Genomic DNA, 16,643 nt, shown 5'->3' with positions numbered 1-16,643 from the left:
AATAAGCAGAATTGACCATTGCTTAAAAAATGAGCGCCCATGCCGTCACCCATCCAAATTGGCAAACACATTTTGCCGAACAACGCCTTCCTGGCCCCCTTGTCCGGCATAACGGACAAGAGCTTTCGCACGATTGCCGCCCGGTTTGGCGCGGGCATGGTGGTCTCGGAGATGATCGCTAGTGCGGCGCTGACAAACGGTCATAAAGACATGGCGCGCCGGTTGGGGCGGCCAGAAAAATTGCCCCATATCGTGCAATTGGCCGGGTGTGAGCCGCATTGGTTGGCCGAGGGCGCGCGGATCGCCGAAGATGCTGGCGCGGATATTATCGACATTAATATGGGATGCCCGAGCAAAAGGGTCACCAACGGATATGCCGGGTCTGCCTTAATGCGGGTGCCGGATAAGGCAGTTGAAATTATTGAGGCCGTCGTTGGCGCAACGCGCCAGCCCGTTACCCTGAAAATGCGGCTTGGATGGAATGATGACAATTTGAATGCGCCGCAGTTGGCCAAAGCTGCAGAGTCGTGTGGCGTGCAGATGGTGACCGTCCATGGCCGCACGCGTCAGCAATTTTACAAAGGGCAGGCGCGTTGGGCGCCGATCCGTGATGTTGTCGACGCGGTTTCCGTGCCCGTGGTGGTGAATGGCGATATTATCGATCTGAACGCAGCACGGAAAGCGCTGGCCGAGTCCGGCGCACAAGCGGTGATGATCGGCCGAGGTGCCCAGGGGCGGCCTTGGCTTGTGGGACAAATCGGTGACGCGCTGGCCGGAAGAACACCTCAGCCCGCGCCCGCGGGGCAAGACCGCCTTGATCTAATCCTCGAGCACTATGCAATGATGATCGACGAATATGGCGAACATCTGGGCGTTCGTTGCGCGCGCAAACATTTGGGCTGGTATCTCGATGCATTGATTGAGGAGGGCGCGCAAATTGATACCGCGTTGCGCAAACAGCTTCTGACTGCAGCCTCCAGCGCCGATATTCCAGCTCTTTTAACGCAGATATTTGAACAGATTGAGGTGAAAGCCGCATGAGCCCCACATCAATTGAGTTGGCCCATGCCGCTTTTCAAGCCATTGCCCACCCGATTCTGATTTGCGATGCAGACAACAAGATCGTCATGGCCAATTATGCGGCACAGGACTTTTTTTCCACCTCAGAAAGCCGATTGAAACGGCAGCAAGTTGACGATTTGGTGGCTCCATCTTCGCCCTTGCTCAATTTGCTGGATCGGGTGCGTGGCCGCGACGCTGGATCGCGCGAGCATCGCATTCCGATTGCCAATATCAACATGCCGGAAGAGCGGCTGGTGGACGCCCACGCCACTCCCATGACCAATGATGCCAGCCTGACGGTTCTGACGCTGATTGAACGTACGATGGCAGATAAGATCGACAAACAATTGACCGCCAGAGGCGCCGCGAGGTCTGTCATCGGGTTGGCCGCCATGCTGGCGCATGAGATCAAAAATCCGCTCTCGGGCATTAAAGGTGCGGCACAATTGCTGGAACAATCAGCGGAAGAAAAAGACCAGCCATTGGCGCGACTTGTGCAAGAAGAAGTGGCGCGGATCGTCAAGCTGGTGGATCGTATGGAGGCGTTTGGTGACGAACGTCAGCCGGAGTTCAGTTCGGTCAATATCCACGAGGTGCTCAACCATGTGGAGCTGATCGCACAAAATGGCTTTGCCAAGGGCATGACCATTTCCAAGCATTTTGATCCATCCTTACCGCCGGTTTTGGGCAATTGGGACCAACTTGTTCAAATCTACCTCAACCTGTTCAAGAACGCCGCTGAAGCGCTTGGGGGGCAGGAAAATGGGGAAATTGTGGTGCGCACAGCCTATCGGCCAGGCATTTCAATCGGGGTGCCGGGATCGGGCAATCGCATGTCATTACCCCTAGAGATTTGTGTCGAGGACAATGGCGGCGGCATACCGGAAGATATATTGCCGCACATTTTTGATCCTTTTGTCACCTCAAAACAAACTGGTGGTGGGCTGGGGCTCGCTCTGGTGGCCAAATTAGTTGGCGGACACGGGGGCATTGTGGATGCGGACAGCCATAGCGGGCGCACGATTATGCGCACCTTGTTGCCCGTGGCGAAACCCAAACGCGGCAATAAAGGGAAAAAGACATGAGCGAACGCACAATTTTGGTGGCGGATGACGATGCATCCATTCGCATGGTGTTGAGCCAGGCGCTAACCCGCGCCGACTATGAAGTGTTCCCCATGAGCAACCTATCGACCATGTGGAACCATATTGCTCGCGGTGATGGTGACTTGCTGATCACCGATGTGATGATGCCTGATGGCAGCGCATTCGATTTGTTGCCGCGCATCAAGAAAGCGCGGCCCGATCTGCCGATTATCGTGATGAGCGCGCAAAACACCTTTATGACCGCGGTGCGCGCCAGCGAGGCCGGGGCCTTTGAATATTTGCCCAAACCCTTCGATCTATCCGAACTTACCGCCACGGTGGCAAAGGCACTTGCCGAGCGCGATAGCCAAAAGAAAAAGGACGTCGCCGCCAACGCGCCCAAGGATGAAGAAATGCCGCTGGTGGGGCGTTCTGGCCCGATGCAGGAAGTTTATCGCACGATGGCGCGGTTAATCCAGACAGATCTCACTGTGATGATTTCGGGCGAAAGCGGCACCGGTAAGGAAGTTGTGGCTCGCGCGCTGCATGATTTTGGTAAGCGCAAGGGTGGGCCATTCAACGCCATCAATATGGCGGCGATCCCGCAGGATCTGATCGAGTCTGAGCTGTTCGGGCACGAGAAGGGCGCCTTTACCGGCGCGCATGGGCGTTCGATCGGTCATTTTGAGCGGGCGGCGGGCGGCACCCTGTTTCTTGACGAGATCGGTGACATGCCCATGGCTGCCCAAACGCGACTGCTGCGCGTGCTGCAAGAGGGTGAGTTCACCCGTGTGGGTGGACGCGACACGATTGAGACTGATGTCCGCATTGTTGCGGCGACTCACCGGGATTTGCAGCAAATGATCCGGCAGGGGCTTTTCCGCGAGGATCTCTATTATCGACTCAACGTGGTGCAATTGCACATGCCTGCATTGCGCGAACGCCGCGACGATGTGGCCGATCTCGCGCAACATTTTGCCCAAAAGTTTGCCGAAAAGGATGAACCGGTCAAAGCATTCGAAAAAGAAGCACTGGACGTTCTGCGTCAGCATGATTGGCCCGGCAATGTGCGGGAACTGGAGAATCTGGTTCAGCGGTTTGTGGCGCTTTATCCAGACGAGGTGATCTCGGCTGAAACTGTGCGCCAGGAACTGAGCGTTGGCGAAAATGCGCCGCCAGTTCGCGCCAATGGTGACAATAGCGATGATTTGGGCGGAATGGTTGAGCGCTATTTGATGGGCGTATTTGCAAAGGCACAACCGGACTTACCCGAAAATGGACTTTACCAGCGTTTGATTGATGAAATTGAAGTTCCACTTTTGGAAATGACGCTAAACTATTGTAATGGAAATCAGATTCGCGCATCAGATTTACTCGGCTTGAACCGGAACACCTTGCGCAAGAAGCTGCAAAATCACGACATTCAAATAAACAAATCCAACCAGAGTCGTTAACCGCCTGTAACATTTTTGCCACAAGAGCCTTGCTTCACTTGCGCATATAGGCCAAGCTGTTGATAAATATGTCACAGTTTGAACGCATTAGTCAGCTATTGCGTGTTCGAACTATTGCTCCTTTTGTAACGCTTAGGTCGCTTTTGTGAACGAATCCGCCCAGCCGAAAATCAAGCAATTGTCTTTGCGGCAAAACCGAGCCCTGCGCATTTTTGGCGTTGTGCTGGTGCTGGCGTCTGTGGTCAGTGCGGTCACTTCCTTCATGATTCTAACGGGGGCCACCTCAATCGAGCCCGAACCAAGCGTATGGGCCATCATCTGGCTGATTAATGCGCTTTTGGTTGTGCTTGTGATTGCATTGCTGATCACCGAAGGATTTATGTTGATCCGGGCGCGCGTGTCGAAGCAGGCTGGCTCCGGCTTGCATGTGCGGCTTGTGGGCATGTTTGCCCTGGCGGCTGCAGTGCCTGCCTTTATCGTGGCGTTGATCGCCAGTTTCGCCCTTAACCAAGGTCTCGACCATTGGTTTTCTGAGCGTTCGCGGGCCATGGTCGAGAGTTCAAACCAGGTTGCTCAATCCTATCTGCAGGAACATGCCAACGTTTTGCGGAACGATATTATTGGCATTTCTGGTGAACTGGAGCGAGTTGCGGATATGTTCGACGAAAATCGCCCAAACTTTGTCCGTATCCTGACAACTTTAGCTCAAATCCGCTCTTTGCCATTTGTTTATGTGTTGAACGGCGAGATGGAGATTGTCGAAAAGGCGCAAATCAGTACAGCAGGTACGCCGCCCAAACTGCCCGAGGATTTGCTTGCAGGCGTCGGTGAAAATAGAATCGAGCTTTTGCGCCCGGGCGAAAAATTTTCTTTTGTCGGGGGCGTGATCAAGTTGGAGAATTATCCCGATCATTATCTGTTTGTCGCCCGCGGCGTGGAAGCAGAAGTGCTCGAATATATGCGCCTTACCGAGCAGAACGTGACTGAATATCGCGAATATGAATCCAATCGGCTGGTTTTTCAGATCACTTTTGCCATCATGTATATCGGCTTGGCGATTGTGGTGCTGCTCGCGGCAGTTTGGGTAGGTATTTATCTGGCCAACAGGCTGGTGGCCCCCATTCGAAATCTGATGATCGCGTCAAACCGTGTTTCGGCGGGTGACTTGAATGTGCGGGTACCCACGCGCGGCACAACCGGTGATATGCGTGATTTGTCGACGCGGTTCAATCGCATGACGTCGCAGCTTTCGGCCCAGCATGGGGCGTTGATTTCCGCAAATGAAACGATTGATCAGCGGCGACAATTTACCGAGGCGGTTCTGGAGGGGGTGTCTGCGGGAATTATCGGGCTGGATCCAAAGGGCCACTTGACGATCGTGAACGGGCGGGCTGCCGATATATTTGAGGCCGATGAAAAAGACCTTATCGGCGTATCATTGCATGATGTTGCGATGGAATTGGGCGAGATTTTTGACGAGGCGCAGACGGATAAGACCGGCCAAATTCAAGAACAGATTGTGTTGAAGAACCGGCAGGGCGAAGAACGGACATATCAAGTCCGGATCACACGTGAGGGCACTGTTGATAGTTCTAAAGGCTACGTGATCACCCTTGACGATATTTCTGACTTGATCGCGGCGCAGCGCACAAGCGTTTGGGCCGATGTGGCCCGGCGGATTGCCCACGAGATCAAAAACCCGCTTACGCCAATTCAGCTTTCTGCTGAACGATTGCGTCGACGCTATAAGGACAAATTATCGGATGATTATGAGGTGTTCGACAAATGCACCACCACAATTGTGCGGCAGGTGGGCGATATCGGCCGGATGGTTGACGAGTTTTCCACCTTTGCGCGCATGCCATCCGCAAGTTTTGAACACAATGACTTGGGTGAGACAGTGCGACAGGCAATTTTTACCGAAGGGGTTCGTCACCCAGAGATTGCGCTTCATACCGATATTCCCGATGGCAATTTGGCAGCGCAATATGATGACCGGCTGATGTCTCAAGTCCTCACCAACCTGATTAAAAATGCGGCGGAAGCTATTGAGGTTGATCTCGCCAAAATCGATCTTCCCATGATCAAGGTCGGTATTCAAGATTTGGGGGATGAGTTTCAGGTGACTGTCAGTGACAATGGCAAGGGTTGGCCAAAAGAGAATCGCCTTCGCCTGCTGGAGCCCTACAATACCACCCGTGATAAGGGCACAGGGTTGGGCTTGGCTATCGTTTCTAAGATTGTAGAGCAGCACAATGGCCGGGTGGAGCTGTTTGATGCCGACCCGGATGAGCAGGGTCGCGTGGGCGCCGTGTTTGCTTTCACGCTGCCCAAAACGCAAAAAGGCGAGCATAGCTTGGCAATTGCCACAAACTCGCCAGAAAAAGAAGAGAACAAACCACACACGATTGGTGCGGCAGCACCGATTGACCAAGATGTGAAGGGGACAGCCTAATGGCACTGGATGTGCTCATCGTGGACGATGAGGAGGATATTCGCGAGCTGATTGCGGGCATTCTTGAGGATGAAGGGTATGACACGCGAATAGCTCATGATGCGGATTCGGCGTTGCAGGCAATCGAAAGTCGTCGGCCCAATCTGGTCTTTCTTGACATTTGGATGCAGGGGTCGCGCCTCGACGGGTTGCAGCTGCTTGACGCGCTGATGGAACGGCACAGTGACTTGCCCGTGGTGATGATTTCGGGCCATGGCAATGTGGAGACTGCCGTGTCCGCCATTCGTCGTGGAGCCTATGATTATATCGAAAAGCCTTTCAAGATGGACCGTTTACTGCTTGTGGCCAAGCGCGCCATGGAAACGGATCGTCTGAAATCGGAAGTGCAGGACCTGCGCAAACGGTCTGGCGTTGCCCATGCACAATTGGTTGGCGAATCTTCTGTTCTGTCGAATATCAGAAGCCAAATAGAGCGTTGTGCGCCCACCAACAGCCGTGTGTTTTTCGCCGGCCCGGCAGGCACAGGGAAGGGGCTTTGTGCCCGCCAATTGCATGATCAATCGCACCGCGCTGACGCGCCCTTTATCGAAGTCAAACTTGCCATGCTCAATATTGATGAGATGGCCGAAGTTTTATTTGGCAAAGAAGTGCTGAGCGATGGCGGCAAGACTATTGTCAGCGGCGCGTTCGAGCGGGCGCACGGCGGCACTTTGTTCCTGTCGGAAATTGAGTTTTTGCCGCCGGAGATTCAGACCAATTTGTTGCGCGCCCTGGTGGAGAACAAGTTTCAACGGGTGAATGGCGAACAGGATGTGAAGGTGGATGTGCGTGTCGTGTCCTCCTGCTCATCCAACATCAAGCAGATGGTTGAGGGCCAGCGGTTCCGCAGCGACCTATTTCATCGCTTAGCCGTGATCCCGCTTAATGTACCGGCGCTGAAAGAGCGTCGGGAAGACATTCCGCCGCTGGTGATGCAGTTGCTCTATCTCATCGCGGATAATCACAATATCAAAAAGCTCAAGGTGGCAGATGATGCGATGGCCGTGTTGCAAGCCCAGGAATGGCCTGGCAACGCAAGGCAGTTGCGCAATTCGTTGGAGCGACTGATTATTCTGCATCGCGACAGTTTGCCAGAGAATGGCGAGATTACGGCCGACATGCTGCCCAATGATATTGGTGAGGTATTGCCGACGGTGGGTGACGACGAATCGAGCGCCCATTTGATGTCGTTGCCCTTGCGTGAAGCGCGTGAAGTGTTTGAACGACAATATCTGACCGCGCAAATTGAGCGGTTTGGCGGCAATATTTCAAAAACAGCCGAATTTGTGGGCATGGAACGCAGTGCCTTGCATCGCAAGCTTAAATCGCTGGGGCTCTAGGGTCAGGACCGATTAAATTGACTGAAATGGTCGGCGCGAATTTGTGCGGATGCAAGGAGCAAGCCCGCAGGAAGGCTATTGCCTTTCAAGGGATTACGACGCAGCAGCCCGTGCAAATTAGTCCGATCCGTGGGCAACCTTAGGCAACGTTCGATCTGAAGTCGAACTGCTGCGTCAAAGACTTTGACCGGGGTATATACCCCGCTCTGCAGTCTTTTCCTTGCATTTCTCGTCAACTCGAACGCCATTTCAGTCAATTTAATAGGTCTTGACCCTAGGATGCGCCCGGCAGCATGATGTGTGCTGGGGCTTGTATTTTTTTGCGCATCACGGCACACATAAACGAGCTGATATAGCAAAAGGGCTTTTATATGCGCGTGATCATCTCCGGTGCAGGGCAAGTGGGCTACGGCATTGCCGAACGTTTGTCGCAGGAAGGCATTGAAGTCACAGTGATTGACAGCAATGCGGAGCTGGTGCAGCGGGTGCGCGATACCCTTGATGCACGGGGCATCCACGGCCATGGCTCACACCCGGAAATTCTGGCACAGGCCGGTGCACGCGAAGCCGATATGCTGATTGCAGTGACCCAGGTGGACGAGGTCAATATGACCGCCTGCCAGGTGGCGCACTCGATTTTTGATGTGCCGATCCGTATTGCCCGGATTCGGGCACAGAACTATCTGCGTTCTGAATTTTCCAATTTGTTCGCCCGCGATCACTTGCCCATTGATGTGATTATTTCGCCCGAAGTGGAGGTTGGCGAACTGATTTTGCAGCGTATGGCCTATCCCGGCGCCAGTGACATTGTCTCGTTTGATGACGATCAGGTGTTGGTGCTCAGCGTGCCGGTGGCGGAAGATTGCGCCATTATTGATACGCCATTGCATCAACTCACCGAGCTTTTCCCCAATTTGCAGGCGATGGTGATGGGGGTGATCCGCGACGGTGAGATGCTGGCGCTCAAGTCTGATGATTTCATGATGGCAGGTGACGAGGCCATTGTGAGCGTGGAGAAAGATCAGGTCAACCGCGTGCTCTCCATGTTTGGCCGCAAGGAAGAATTGCCGGACAAGGTGGTGATCGCCGGCGCTGGCAATGTGGGCCAATATGTGGCGCGACGGCTGGAAGAAAGCCGCGACGGCATTTCTGTACGTTTGATCGAGACCAATCGTGACAAGGCACAACAAGCGGCGGAGCGGCTAGAAAAATCTATTGTGGTTTATGGGTCGACCCTGAACGATGAAATCATGCGGGAAGTGGGCATCGAGCAATGCCAAATGTTTTTGGGTCTCACCAATGATGATGAAACCAACATCCTTTCCTGCGTGTTGGCGAACGAAATGGGCGGTGCCACCACCATTGCGCTGGTGAACCAGGCGCAATATCCGCGATTTGCCCGGCGATTGAACGTGGACGCATTTTTGAACCCGCGTGCGGCCACTGTGTCCAAGATCTTGCGGCATGTGCGCCGCGGCCGCATTCGTGGCGTCTACTCGCTTTACAATGGGGCCGCCGAATTGCTTGAGGCCGAGGCGCTAGAAACGTCACCGCTGGTGGGCAAGCCGTTGAAAGAATTCAAGTTCGGCGAAGGGGTGCGCATCGGCGCCATCATTCGCGGTGGTGAAGTGCACATGCCAAATGGCAACAGCCGGATTGAAGCTGGCGATTTGGTCATTGTATTTGCCCTGGCCAAATCTGTGCGAAAAGTGGAGCAGATGTTCCGCGTTAGCATCGACTTTTTCTAGCAAGAAAGGGGCCGCGCGCGTCGCATAAATCATGCCCACCATCATTGTGTTTTCGGCCATCATTGTTTTCGGGCTCTCCCTTTGCCTGCTGGTGCCCCTGATCGTGGCCTTCACCGGGCCGGACTGGGCCGCGGTGGAAGGGTTTACCCTGATGGCGATCGCGCTGTTTTTGTTGTCGGGCGGGCTTATTCTGGCACTTTATCGCAAGGTGCGGCGGCTTCGACGTGGCGACATGTTTTTGCTTTCGGTTTGCGTTTGGTTCTCGCTCTGTCTTGCGGGGGCTTTGCCTTTTATTCTGTTGGAAGGACAACGCGCGGATTTTGCGTTGATTGAATCAGTGTCCGCGGCCACAACACTGGGCGTCACACCGTTTCCGGTCGAAAAAATCACCAGCGCGATGGCGGCTTATCGCGGGGTGCTGGGTTGGTATGGCGGGCTTCTGACGCTATCGATCATCATTTACATCTTAGCGCCATTTCAGGTCGGCGGTTTGCCCAATCGTGACTTGCGCTTTGTGTTGCACGGGACAACGAGCGGCAGCCCCAAATTGATGCGGACTTTGGGCGAGATCGCAGTCCCCTATGCCACGCTTACATTCACTTGTTTCTTGCTGCTTTTGGTGCAGGGCGTTCGGCCATTGACCGCGCTTTTGGCGGCCTTTTCCAGCCTGTCGACCAATGGGTTTTTGCCCACCCAATCTGGCGGCACAATTTTCAACAACTATACGGCGGAAATCACGCTGATCATCTTTATGTTGATCGGCGGCACCTCGATCATTTGGCACAAAATGGTGGTGTTTCGGCGATTTGATCTTTTGGGCGAGCATCGCGAAAGTATGGCCCTTATCAGTCTGGTGGTGATAACGGCACTTTTGTTGTTTACGGCCCAGACCTTGATCTTTAGCGGCCAGCGCCATCCAAGCTTCCTAGCCAATGTCTTCGATGTCACGGCGCTGATGACGACAACAGGCATTTTGCACAATCAGAATATGGGCAGCGGCGTGCCGCTTACCTTGGCCTGGATGTTGGCGATTGGTGGGGCCACTACCTATTCCACTGCGGGTGGGATTACGTTGCACAGATTGGGCACGATGCTTGAACAGTCCATCAATCAGGCCCGGCAATTGGTTTTTCCACATGCGGTATTGGCCAATGTCAAAATTTCGGGCCATAGCCTTGATGCGCGCAATGTGAAGGCGGTTTGGAGCTATTTCTTTTTATTCATTCTCTCCCTGAGTGTCGCGCTGATGGCCTTTTCCGCCCTCGGCTACGAGTTTGGCCAAGCTTTCTCTCTGGCCGTGGGCAGCTTGAACTCGATCGCCTCATTAACCGAGCTTGGACTGGATAGTGGCGGGGAACACAGTAGACAAGCCCTTATTCTTATGGCTATATTTGCATTTGCAGGGCGAGTTGAAATATTGATCATCTTTGCAGCAATCGCAAATTTGCTGCGGCAGTAGCCCGTTAAAAAAAGCACATGCCGCATTGAGTAATTGTGCGTGGCATTAGAATAAACAGACCATTTTAAGGGTGCGTATCTACCCTAAAAAGTGGCATCCATCACGGTACTGGAATGAAGTTGCGCGTCAGCACCGTTTAAAAAAAGAGGCCCAAATGCCCAACGATAAAAGCCAAAATCTGCAAGATTCTTTTCTCAATAATGTGCGTAAAAACAAAATTCCAGTGACCGTTTTTCTGGTCAATGGGGTAAAGCTACAGGGCGTGATTACCTGGTTTGATAATTTTTGTTTGTTGCTGCGTCGGGAGGCTCAATCGCAGCTCGTATATAAACATGCAATTTCAACCATCATGCCAGGGGCACCGGTACAGCTTTTTGACCCGGAAAACTCGGACAAGAGCTAATATAGAGCAACAGGTAAGCCGTTGAACAAATCAAAAGACAACCCACTTCCTGAGCAGCAGGAAGGGGTGGAATTTGCACGTGGGCCCAAAGCATTTGTGGATCGCCGCGCTGCGCCCACGCGTGCCATGCTGGTGACGCCAGACATTACCAAACAACCCAATCGCCGGACGATTGATGCCCGCAAGGCCGAATTTGAAGGTTTGGCGGAAGCGATCAATTTGGTTGTGGTGCAGTCGATCATCGTCTCGGTGCGCGAGATTAAGCCAGCGACCTTTATTGGTGGCGGTCATGTGGAAGCTATTGCCGAGACCGTGCGCGATGAAAAGATCAAGCTGGTGCTGCTTGATTGTCAATTGTCCCCCATTCAACAGCGCAACCTTGAAAAACAGGTGGGTGCCAAGGTTTTGGACCGCACAGCGCTGATCCTTGAGATTTTCGGCGAGCGCGCGGCCACGCGGGAAGGGGTGTTGCAAGTTGAGCTGGCGCACCTGAACTATCAAAAGGGCCGGTTGGTGCGGTCATGGACCCACCTGGAGCGGCAACGTGGTGGCTTGGGCTTTGTTGGCGGGCCGGGGGAAACCCAGATTGAGGCTGACCGGCGACAATTGCAGGAGCGGATCACGCTGTTGACCCAGCGGCTCAACAAAGTGAAAAAGACCCGCACCGAACAGCGCAAGGCCCGTAAAGTGGTGCCACACCCGATCATCTCTTTGGTTGGGTACACGAATGCCGGCAAATCCACCTTGTTCAACTGCCTGACGGGCGCGAGCGCCGAGGAGGCGGACATGTTGTTTGCCACCCTCGACACCACCGTGCGGCGGCGCATTTTGCCCCATAAGCGGGAAGTCGTATTTTCCGACACGGTTGGCTTTATCGCTGATCTGCCCACCGATCTTGTGGCCGCGTTCCGCTCCACGCTGGAAGAGGTGACCGATGCGCATTTGGTGCTGCACGTGCGCGATGTTTCAAATCCAGACCATTTGGCCCAGGCACAGGATGTAGCAGACGTGCTGAAAGATTTAGGCGTAACGCCTGAAGATGTGCCTTTTATTGAGGTGTGGAACAAGATTGATCAAGCCGATGAGGGGCTGCTGGAGCAAGCGCGGGCGCAGCATAAGAGTGATGTGCCTGTGGTGGAAGTCTCTGCTGTTACCGGACAGAATATCGATAAATTGATCAGCATGATCGAGGAAAAGCTGGCTGAGAACAGCCGAGTGCAGCGGGTGATCTTGCCACACGAGGCCGCGGGAAAAGCACATTGGTTGTTTGAGAATGGCGAAGTGATTGACCAATCCAGCAGCGACGATGAATTGTCGATCGTTTATCAGGTGCGGATTCCGAAAAACAAAATGTCCGGTTTTCTAGAGGAGTTTGGTCCCTATGTGCTGATGCACTAGAGGGGGCTAACCCTTTGATTTATCCGCCAGTCGGGCTTCGTCCCACAGGCTTTGCAGAGTCGCAAAGTCTGTTTCATCAAGCTTTTTGTTCTGCTGCGCCACGCCTTGTTCAATATGCTGAAAGCGCCGGATAAATTTGGCGTTCGCGTCCTGCAAGGCGGTCTCCGGGTCGATATTCAGTTTGCGGGCGAGGGAGGCCACCGCGAACAAGAGATCGCCCAGCTCTTCGTGCAGCCGCTCTTTTGGCGCATCGGCGTTCATCTCGTCCTGCAATTCGGTCAATTCTTCATGCAGCTTTTCAGCCGCTTGGGCGGGACCGGCAAAATCAAAGCCGATACGTGCGGCACGTTTGGCCAGCTTATCAGCCCGCATCAGCGCCGGTTGGCCGCGGGGAATATCGTCGAGATATCCCGTCGGCTTTTCCGGATGCGCTTGCCGGGCGGCTTTTTCCGCCCGTTCTTCGGCCTTGATCCCGTCCCACACCTTTTTGACTTCCACGGGGTCGGATGTGTCGAGATCGCCAAACACATGCGGGTGGCGGCGGATTAGTTTGGCTGAAATGCCATAAACAATATCCCCGAAATCAAATTCACCCTTTTCTTTCGCCATTTGTGCATAATAGATGGGCTGAAACAGCAGGTCACCGAGCTCGTCGCGCAGCTCCTCAAAGTCTTTATTTTCAATAGCTTCCGCCACTTCATAGGCTTCTTCAATGGTGTGAGGCTTGATGCTGTCAAAATCCTGCTCCAAATCCCAAGGACAGCCGCCATTTGGATCGCGGAGGCGAGCCATTATGTCAATTAGGGTTTGGATATCGCGAGAGGGTTTCATATTGGGGCCGTAAAATAAAAGTCCTAAAGCATTGGATAGCTAGGCAACTACATGGTGTTTTGCCGATTTTCTTTTATCTTGCTCACTTGTTTGGCACAAGGTGACCCAAGCCAAAATCGCAGCATTTTGGTCGGGCAAACCTTTAGCAGCAATGGCATCCAGATGTTATGTTGGAACGGCGATCTTTTTCGTAGCGTTGTGTACATAAATAAAAAATTGCGCGCTTAAATTCAGGCCAGGCGGCGATCAAGCAAAACCAAGTCAGGATTATGCTATGACTAAAGAGAACTCAGGTATGGAATTGTCATCCGCGGAGCTGGAAGGACGCTTAACGGCGCAGCGGCATGTGTTGCAATGGCTTCTTACATATGTGGCGGATAAGGATAAAGCGGCTGTTGATGGGTTGCTGACAAACCTGAACGAAACCTGGCCGCCGCAGGATCACCAAGAGGATCCTGGCGCAGTGCCAACAAGCAGCTTTGCGATCTTTGCCGCAGCTACAGCTGAAATGCGACAATTGCTTGAGCCTGTAAAAGAAACGCAGCGCAGGGACGCAGACGAAGATGAGTGAAGGGAACAGCGGATGCGTGAGTTCGACGTATGCATTTAGGCATTCATTCCGCTCAAATACATTGTTGCAACCATTTAGAATTGTCACTGGTTTTACAAAGCAGAAATGTCACTCGGGGCGTTTGAGGATTAAGCAGCCGAGCAGGGTGGAGACCTCAAATATCGCAGCCCTGATCGGCTGCTTTTTGACGCCGCGCAAGTGAATTCCAGCCATCATTCTTACGTCCGGTAGGCGTATATTGTGTCCGTTGCTTTCCGGCCCGCTTTCGCTTTGGCGGTGCCTTTTCCTGTTCGGCCTTCACATATTCCAAAACAGCACTAAGACGCTTATTTTCCGTGATCGCTGCGTGAGTGACACGCTGATCTTTGTCAAACACAGCGTAGGGCAACGATATGCCTTTGTGTCGAAACTCCAGGCGTCCATCAGCAAACTCATAGCTGTCGACATATTTGCCTGGAAGCGCGCGCGTAATCTCATTCTGCTCAAGAATGATCCGCTTACGATCATAGGAAAACGCCAGTTGTCGCCCGACATACCGCTCATCACGCCAACATAAAATATCCTTTAGCCGGTCCGGTTCAACATTGAGCGCGCGATGTAGATTATCTGGACGGCGGGCAGCCTTGGCGAACTTGAAATTATGTCGCGCCACAAACTCAGACAGAAACACATTTGCTTGCTCAATATCAGATATGTCTGCGATGCGAAGTTCCTTGACCAAGCGATCCTGTAAAGTTCTGTTGACCCGCTCAACGCGCCCTTTAGCTTGAGAGGAATTGGCACAAAGAATCTCAATGTTTAACTCATTTAAGGCCCGGCCAAACTGGGTCATGCCATGGCCCGACTTTGCGCCCTGATTGGCCACCCGAAATACACAATGCTTGTCAGAGTAGAAAGCCACCGGACGTCCATGTTGCTTGAGATAGAACTCCAATGCCTCAAAGTAGCTGAAGGTGCTCTCAGACTTTACAAATCGAAGCTGCATCAAGCTGCTGGTCGCATCATCAATGAAAACCAGCAGAGTGCAGGGCGGTGCTCTATCCTCGAACCAATAATGATCCGAGCCATCAATCTGGATCAGTTCGCCATAACATTCGCGCCGTAACCTGGGCTGGTGGAACGTCCGACGCTGTTTGCGCGATAACCATAACCCGTCTTCGATCATCCATTTGCGCAGTGTCTCTCGCGAAATCACGATATGATGATGCGCCACGAGCATCTCTGCGGCTAAGGTTGGTCCAAAATCTGGATAATTATCCCTGATCAGCTCGAGAATATATTGTCTCTTCGCGCTTCTAATCCGGTTGTTTGGTGATCTTCCGCGCGCGGTATGTCGCAAACCTGATAGACCAGTTTGGCGATATCGCTTCAAAAGCCGAAACACCTGCCGGCGTGACATACATAAAAGATCTGCCGCTTGCGTCACATCCAATTGCGCTTCCGCAACCTGACTAATGATCTCAACTCGATTTAGTTCTCTTTCGCTCATCGTTACCCAACCCATGGTCAAAATCCTCCAAGCTAGACTTGAAGAATAGTGACACTTCTGCTTTGCTCATGGGTGACATTTTAGCTTTGCGTGTGACCGCTAAGTGAGGTGCGACTTTTGTTCTCCTTTTTTAACGCGTTCGTTCGGCTTGCTCCAGCATCTTTTCTTTGAACACTTCGGCAGGCGTTTTCCACCCAAGACATTTCCTCGGTGTTTGGTTGAGGCGATCACAGATCATTTTCAATTCATGATCTGTGATCGCTTTGAGGTTGATTTGGCGAGGTAGCCATCGCCTTATTCTTCTATTGGTGTTTTCTACCGTGCCCTTTTGCCAAGGTGCTGATGGATCACAAAACCAGGCTTGTGTCCCGATTTCCGATTGCAGGTGCGGCCAGGATACAAATTCGGTACCGCGGTCAAACGTGATAGAGCGGCGCGCAATAAAGGGGAGGGAGCCTATCGCTGAAGCGATCTTTTTCATCACAGGGTTTGTGTGTTTACTCGAGTTGCGCAACAGCACAGTAAATCGACTGACACGCTCCACAAGCGAGGTGACATTGCCTTGACCAAAATGTTGCTTAAACAGCATCAAATCGCCTTCCCAGTGCCCAAATTGACTGCGATGGGCGACAGCCTCGGGACGGAATAAAATACTGACGTCACGATGGAATTTAGACGGTAACTTCTTTCGCGCTCTACGGGGTAAGCGTGATTTGCGGTGCAGGGGCAAATACCACCATAATTCTTGTTCCATGCCAGTTTCAGAATAAATGTAGCGATAGATTGTTTCCTGGCAGACTCTTGGTTGTATGTTTTCAAAAATCATGCGGTTGGCAATTTGCTCTGGCGTCCAGCCAATTTTTATCTTCTCTACAATGCGGCGGCATAGATCAGGAAACTTGATCAGTTTTTGTTGCTGAGTACGTCTATTTGATGAACGCGTTTGTGCTGCAACCGCAAAATAGCCTTTCACATCTGGTAACTCAGGATCCAAAAAATAATTGCGTCGTAGCTCTCGAAATATTGTTGATCGGTGACGATTTAAGGTCTTTGCGATTTCATCAACAGATACGCGTGCATGGCGCCAGCGTTCAATCTTGCGACGCTCTTCAAGGGTGAGTTGCGAATAAGCTTGTCCCATGGCATAATCCCTCCGTTTGATAACTTATTGTTTTCAAACAAAAGTCGCACTTCAAGGTAGCGCGCACCCGCTAACACACCTAATTCGTATAAGATATCTTATGGAACTTATTTTTCTCCTTTCGGGCCGGCGCATGCGTCTTCGATCTGTTCACCGACCATGCTGTTG

General features: G+C 52.7%; 13 protein-coding genes. 10 read left to right on the top strand and 3 right to left on the bottom strand.

Annotated features, from left to right (window positions below):
• The first annotated feature begins 39 nt into the window (after positions 1 to 39).
• The 9 genes from dusB to hflX all read left to right on the top strand — a co-directional run bounded on the left by dusB (position 40) and on the right by hflX (position 12,443).
• Positions 40 to 1,041 (top strand): tRNA dihydrouridine synthase DusB, encoded by a 1,002-nt coding sequence (dusB, locus tag L1I42_RS08460; protein ID WP_236114035.1) that lies wholly within the window; start codon positions 40 to 42, stop codon positions 1,039 to 1,041.
• The gene (locus L1I42_RS08455; protein WP_236114034.1) at positions 1,038 to 2,147 is read left to right on the top strand and encodes a two-component system sensor histidine kinase NtrB; all 1,110 of its coding nucleotides are present in this window, start codon (positions 1,038 to 1,040) and stop codon (positions 2,145 to 2,147) included. The genes dusB and L1I42_RS08455 overlap by 4 nt, the downstream gene beginning before the upstream one ends.
• Positions 2,144 to 3,601 (top strand): nitrogen regulation protein NR(I), encoded by a 1,458-nt coding sequence (gene ntrC / locus L1I42_RS08450; RefSeq protein WP_236114033.1) that lies wholly within the window; start codon positions 2,144 to 2,146, stop codon positions 3,599 to 3,601. The genes L1I42_RS08455 and ntrC overlap by 4 nt, the downstream gene beginning before the upstream one ends.
• A gap of 145 nt (positions 3,602 to 3,746) precedes the next feature.
• Positions 3,747 to 6,056 carry a sensor histidine kinase NtrY-like gene (locus L1I42_RS08445; protein WP_236114032.1) on the top strand — a complete coding sequence of 770 codons (2,310 nt, stop codon included), beginning with the start codon at positions 3,747 to 3,749 and terminating at the stop codon, positions 6,054 to 6,056.
• Positions 6,056 to 7,435, top strand: a complete 1,380-nt coding sequence (ntrX, locus tag L1I42_RS08440; RefSeq protein WP_236114031.1) for a nitrogen assimilation response regulator NtrX — start codon at positions 6,056 to 6,058, stop codon at positions 7,433 to 7,435. Before L1I42_RS08445 ends, ntrX begins: the two co-directional genes overlap by 1 nt.
• 371 nt (positions 7,436 to 7,806) lie before the next feature.
• Entirely contained in the window at positions 7,807 to 9,183 is a 1,377-nt protein-coding gene (gene trkA / locus L1I42_RS08435) for a Trk system potassium transporter TrkA (protein ID WP_236114030.1), read from the top strand.
• 31 nt (positions 9,184 to 9,214) lie between these two features.
• Positions 9,215 to 10,642: a TrkH family potassium uptake protein gene (locus tag L1I42_RS08430; protein ID WP_236114029.1), complete on the top strand. Its 1,428-nt coding sequence runs from the start codon at positions 9,215 to 9,217 to the stop codon at positions 10,640 to 10,642.
• A gap of 154 nt (positions 10,643 to 10,796) precedes the next feature.
• Entirely contained in the window at positions 10,797 to 11,045 is a 249-nt protein-coding gene (hfq, locus tag L1I42_RS08425; RefSeq protein WP_236114028.1) for an RNA chaperone Hfq, read from the top strand.
• 21 nt (positions 11,046 to 11,066) lie between these two features.
• Positions 11,067 to 12,443 (top strand): GTPase HflX, encoded by a 1,377-nt coding sequence (hflX, locus tag L1I42_RS08420; RefSeq protein WP_236114027.1) that lies wholly within the window; start codon positions 11,067 to 11,069, stop codon positions 12,441 to 12,443.
• A 6-nt stretch (positions 12,444 to 12,449) separates the two neighbouring features.
• Here hflX and mazG read toward each other — a convergent pair whose 3' ends face one another.
• Positions 12,450 to 13,274, bottom strand: coding sequence for a nucleoside triphosphate pyrophosphohydrolase (mazG, locus tag L1I42_RS08415; RefSeq protein ID WP_236114026.1), 825 nt, complete (start codon positions 13,272 to 13,274; stop codon positions 12,450 to 12,452).
• 274 nt (positions 13,275 to 13,548) lie between these two features.
• On the opposite strand from mazG, the gene L1I42_RS08410 reads away from it, so the two are divergent.
• On the top strand, positions 13,549 to 13,845 hold the full coding sequence (locus L1I42_RS08410; protein ID WP_236114025.1) for a hypothetical protein: 297 nt from the start codon (positions 13,549 to 13,551) through the stop codon (positions 13,843 to 13,845).
• A 154-nt stretch (positions 13,846 to 13,999) separates the two neighbouring features.
• Here L1I42_RS08410 and L1I42_RS08405 read toward each other — a convergent pair whose 3' ends face one another.
• Together L1I42_RS08405 and L1I42_RS08400 are read right to left on the bottom strand one after the other, a co-directional pair.
• A complete protein-coding gene (locus tag L1I42_RS08405; RefSeq protein ID WP_439651478.1) occupies positions 14,000 to 15,349 on the bottom strand; it encodes an ISNCY family transposase in 1,350 nt (449 codons plus the stop codon).
• Between the two features lie 115 nt (positions 15,350 to 15,464).
• On the bottom strand, positions 15,465 to 16,475 hold the full coding sequence (locus L1I42_RS08400; RefSeq protein WP_236113877.1) for an IS30 family transposase: 1,011 nt from the start codon (positions 16,473 to 16,475) through the stop codon (positions 15,465 to 15,467).
• Positions 16,476 to 16,643 lie beyond the last annotated feature (168 nt).

It is taken from the genome of Maritalea mediterranea (genome assembly GCF_021568695.1).
In the GTDB taxonomy this organism is placed as follows: Bacteria; Pseudomonadota; Alphaproteobacteria; order Rhizobiales; family Devosiaceae; genus Maritalea; species Maritalea mediterranea.
The sequence above is the reverse complement of the archived record's forward strand: the minus strand, read 5'-3'. Positions and strand labels throughout refer to the sequence as shown.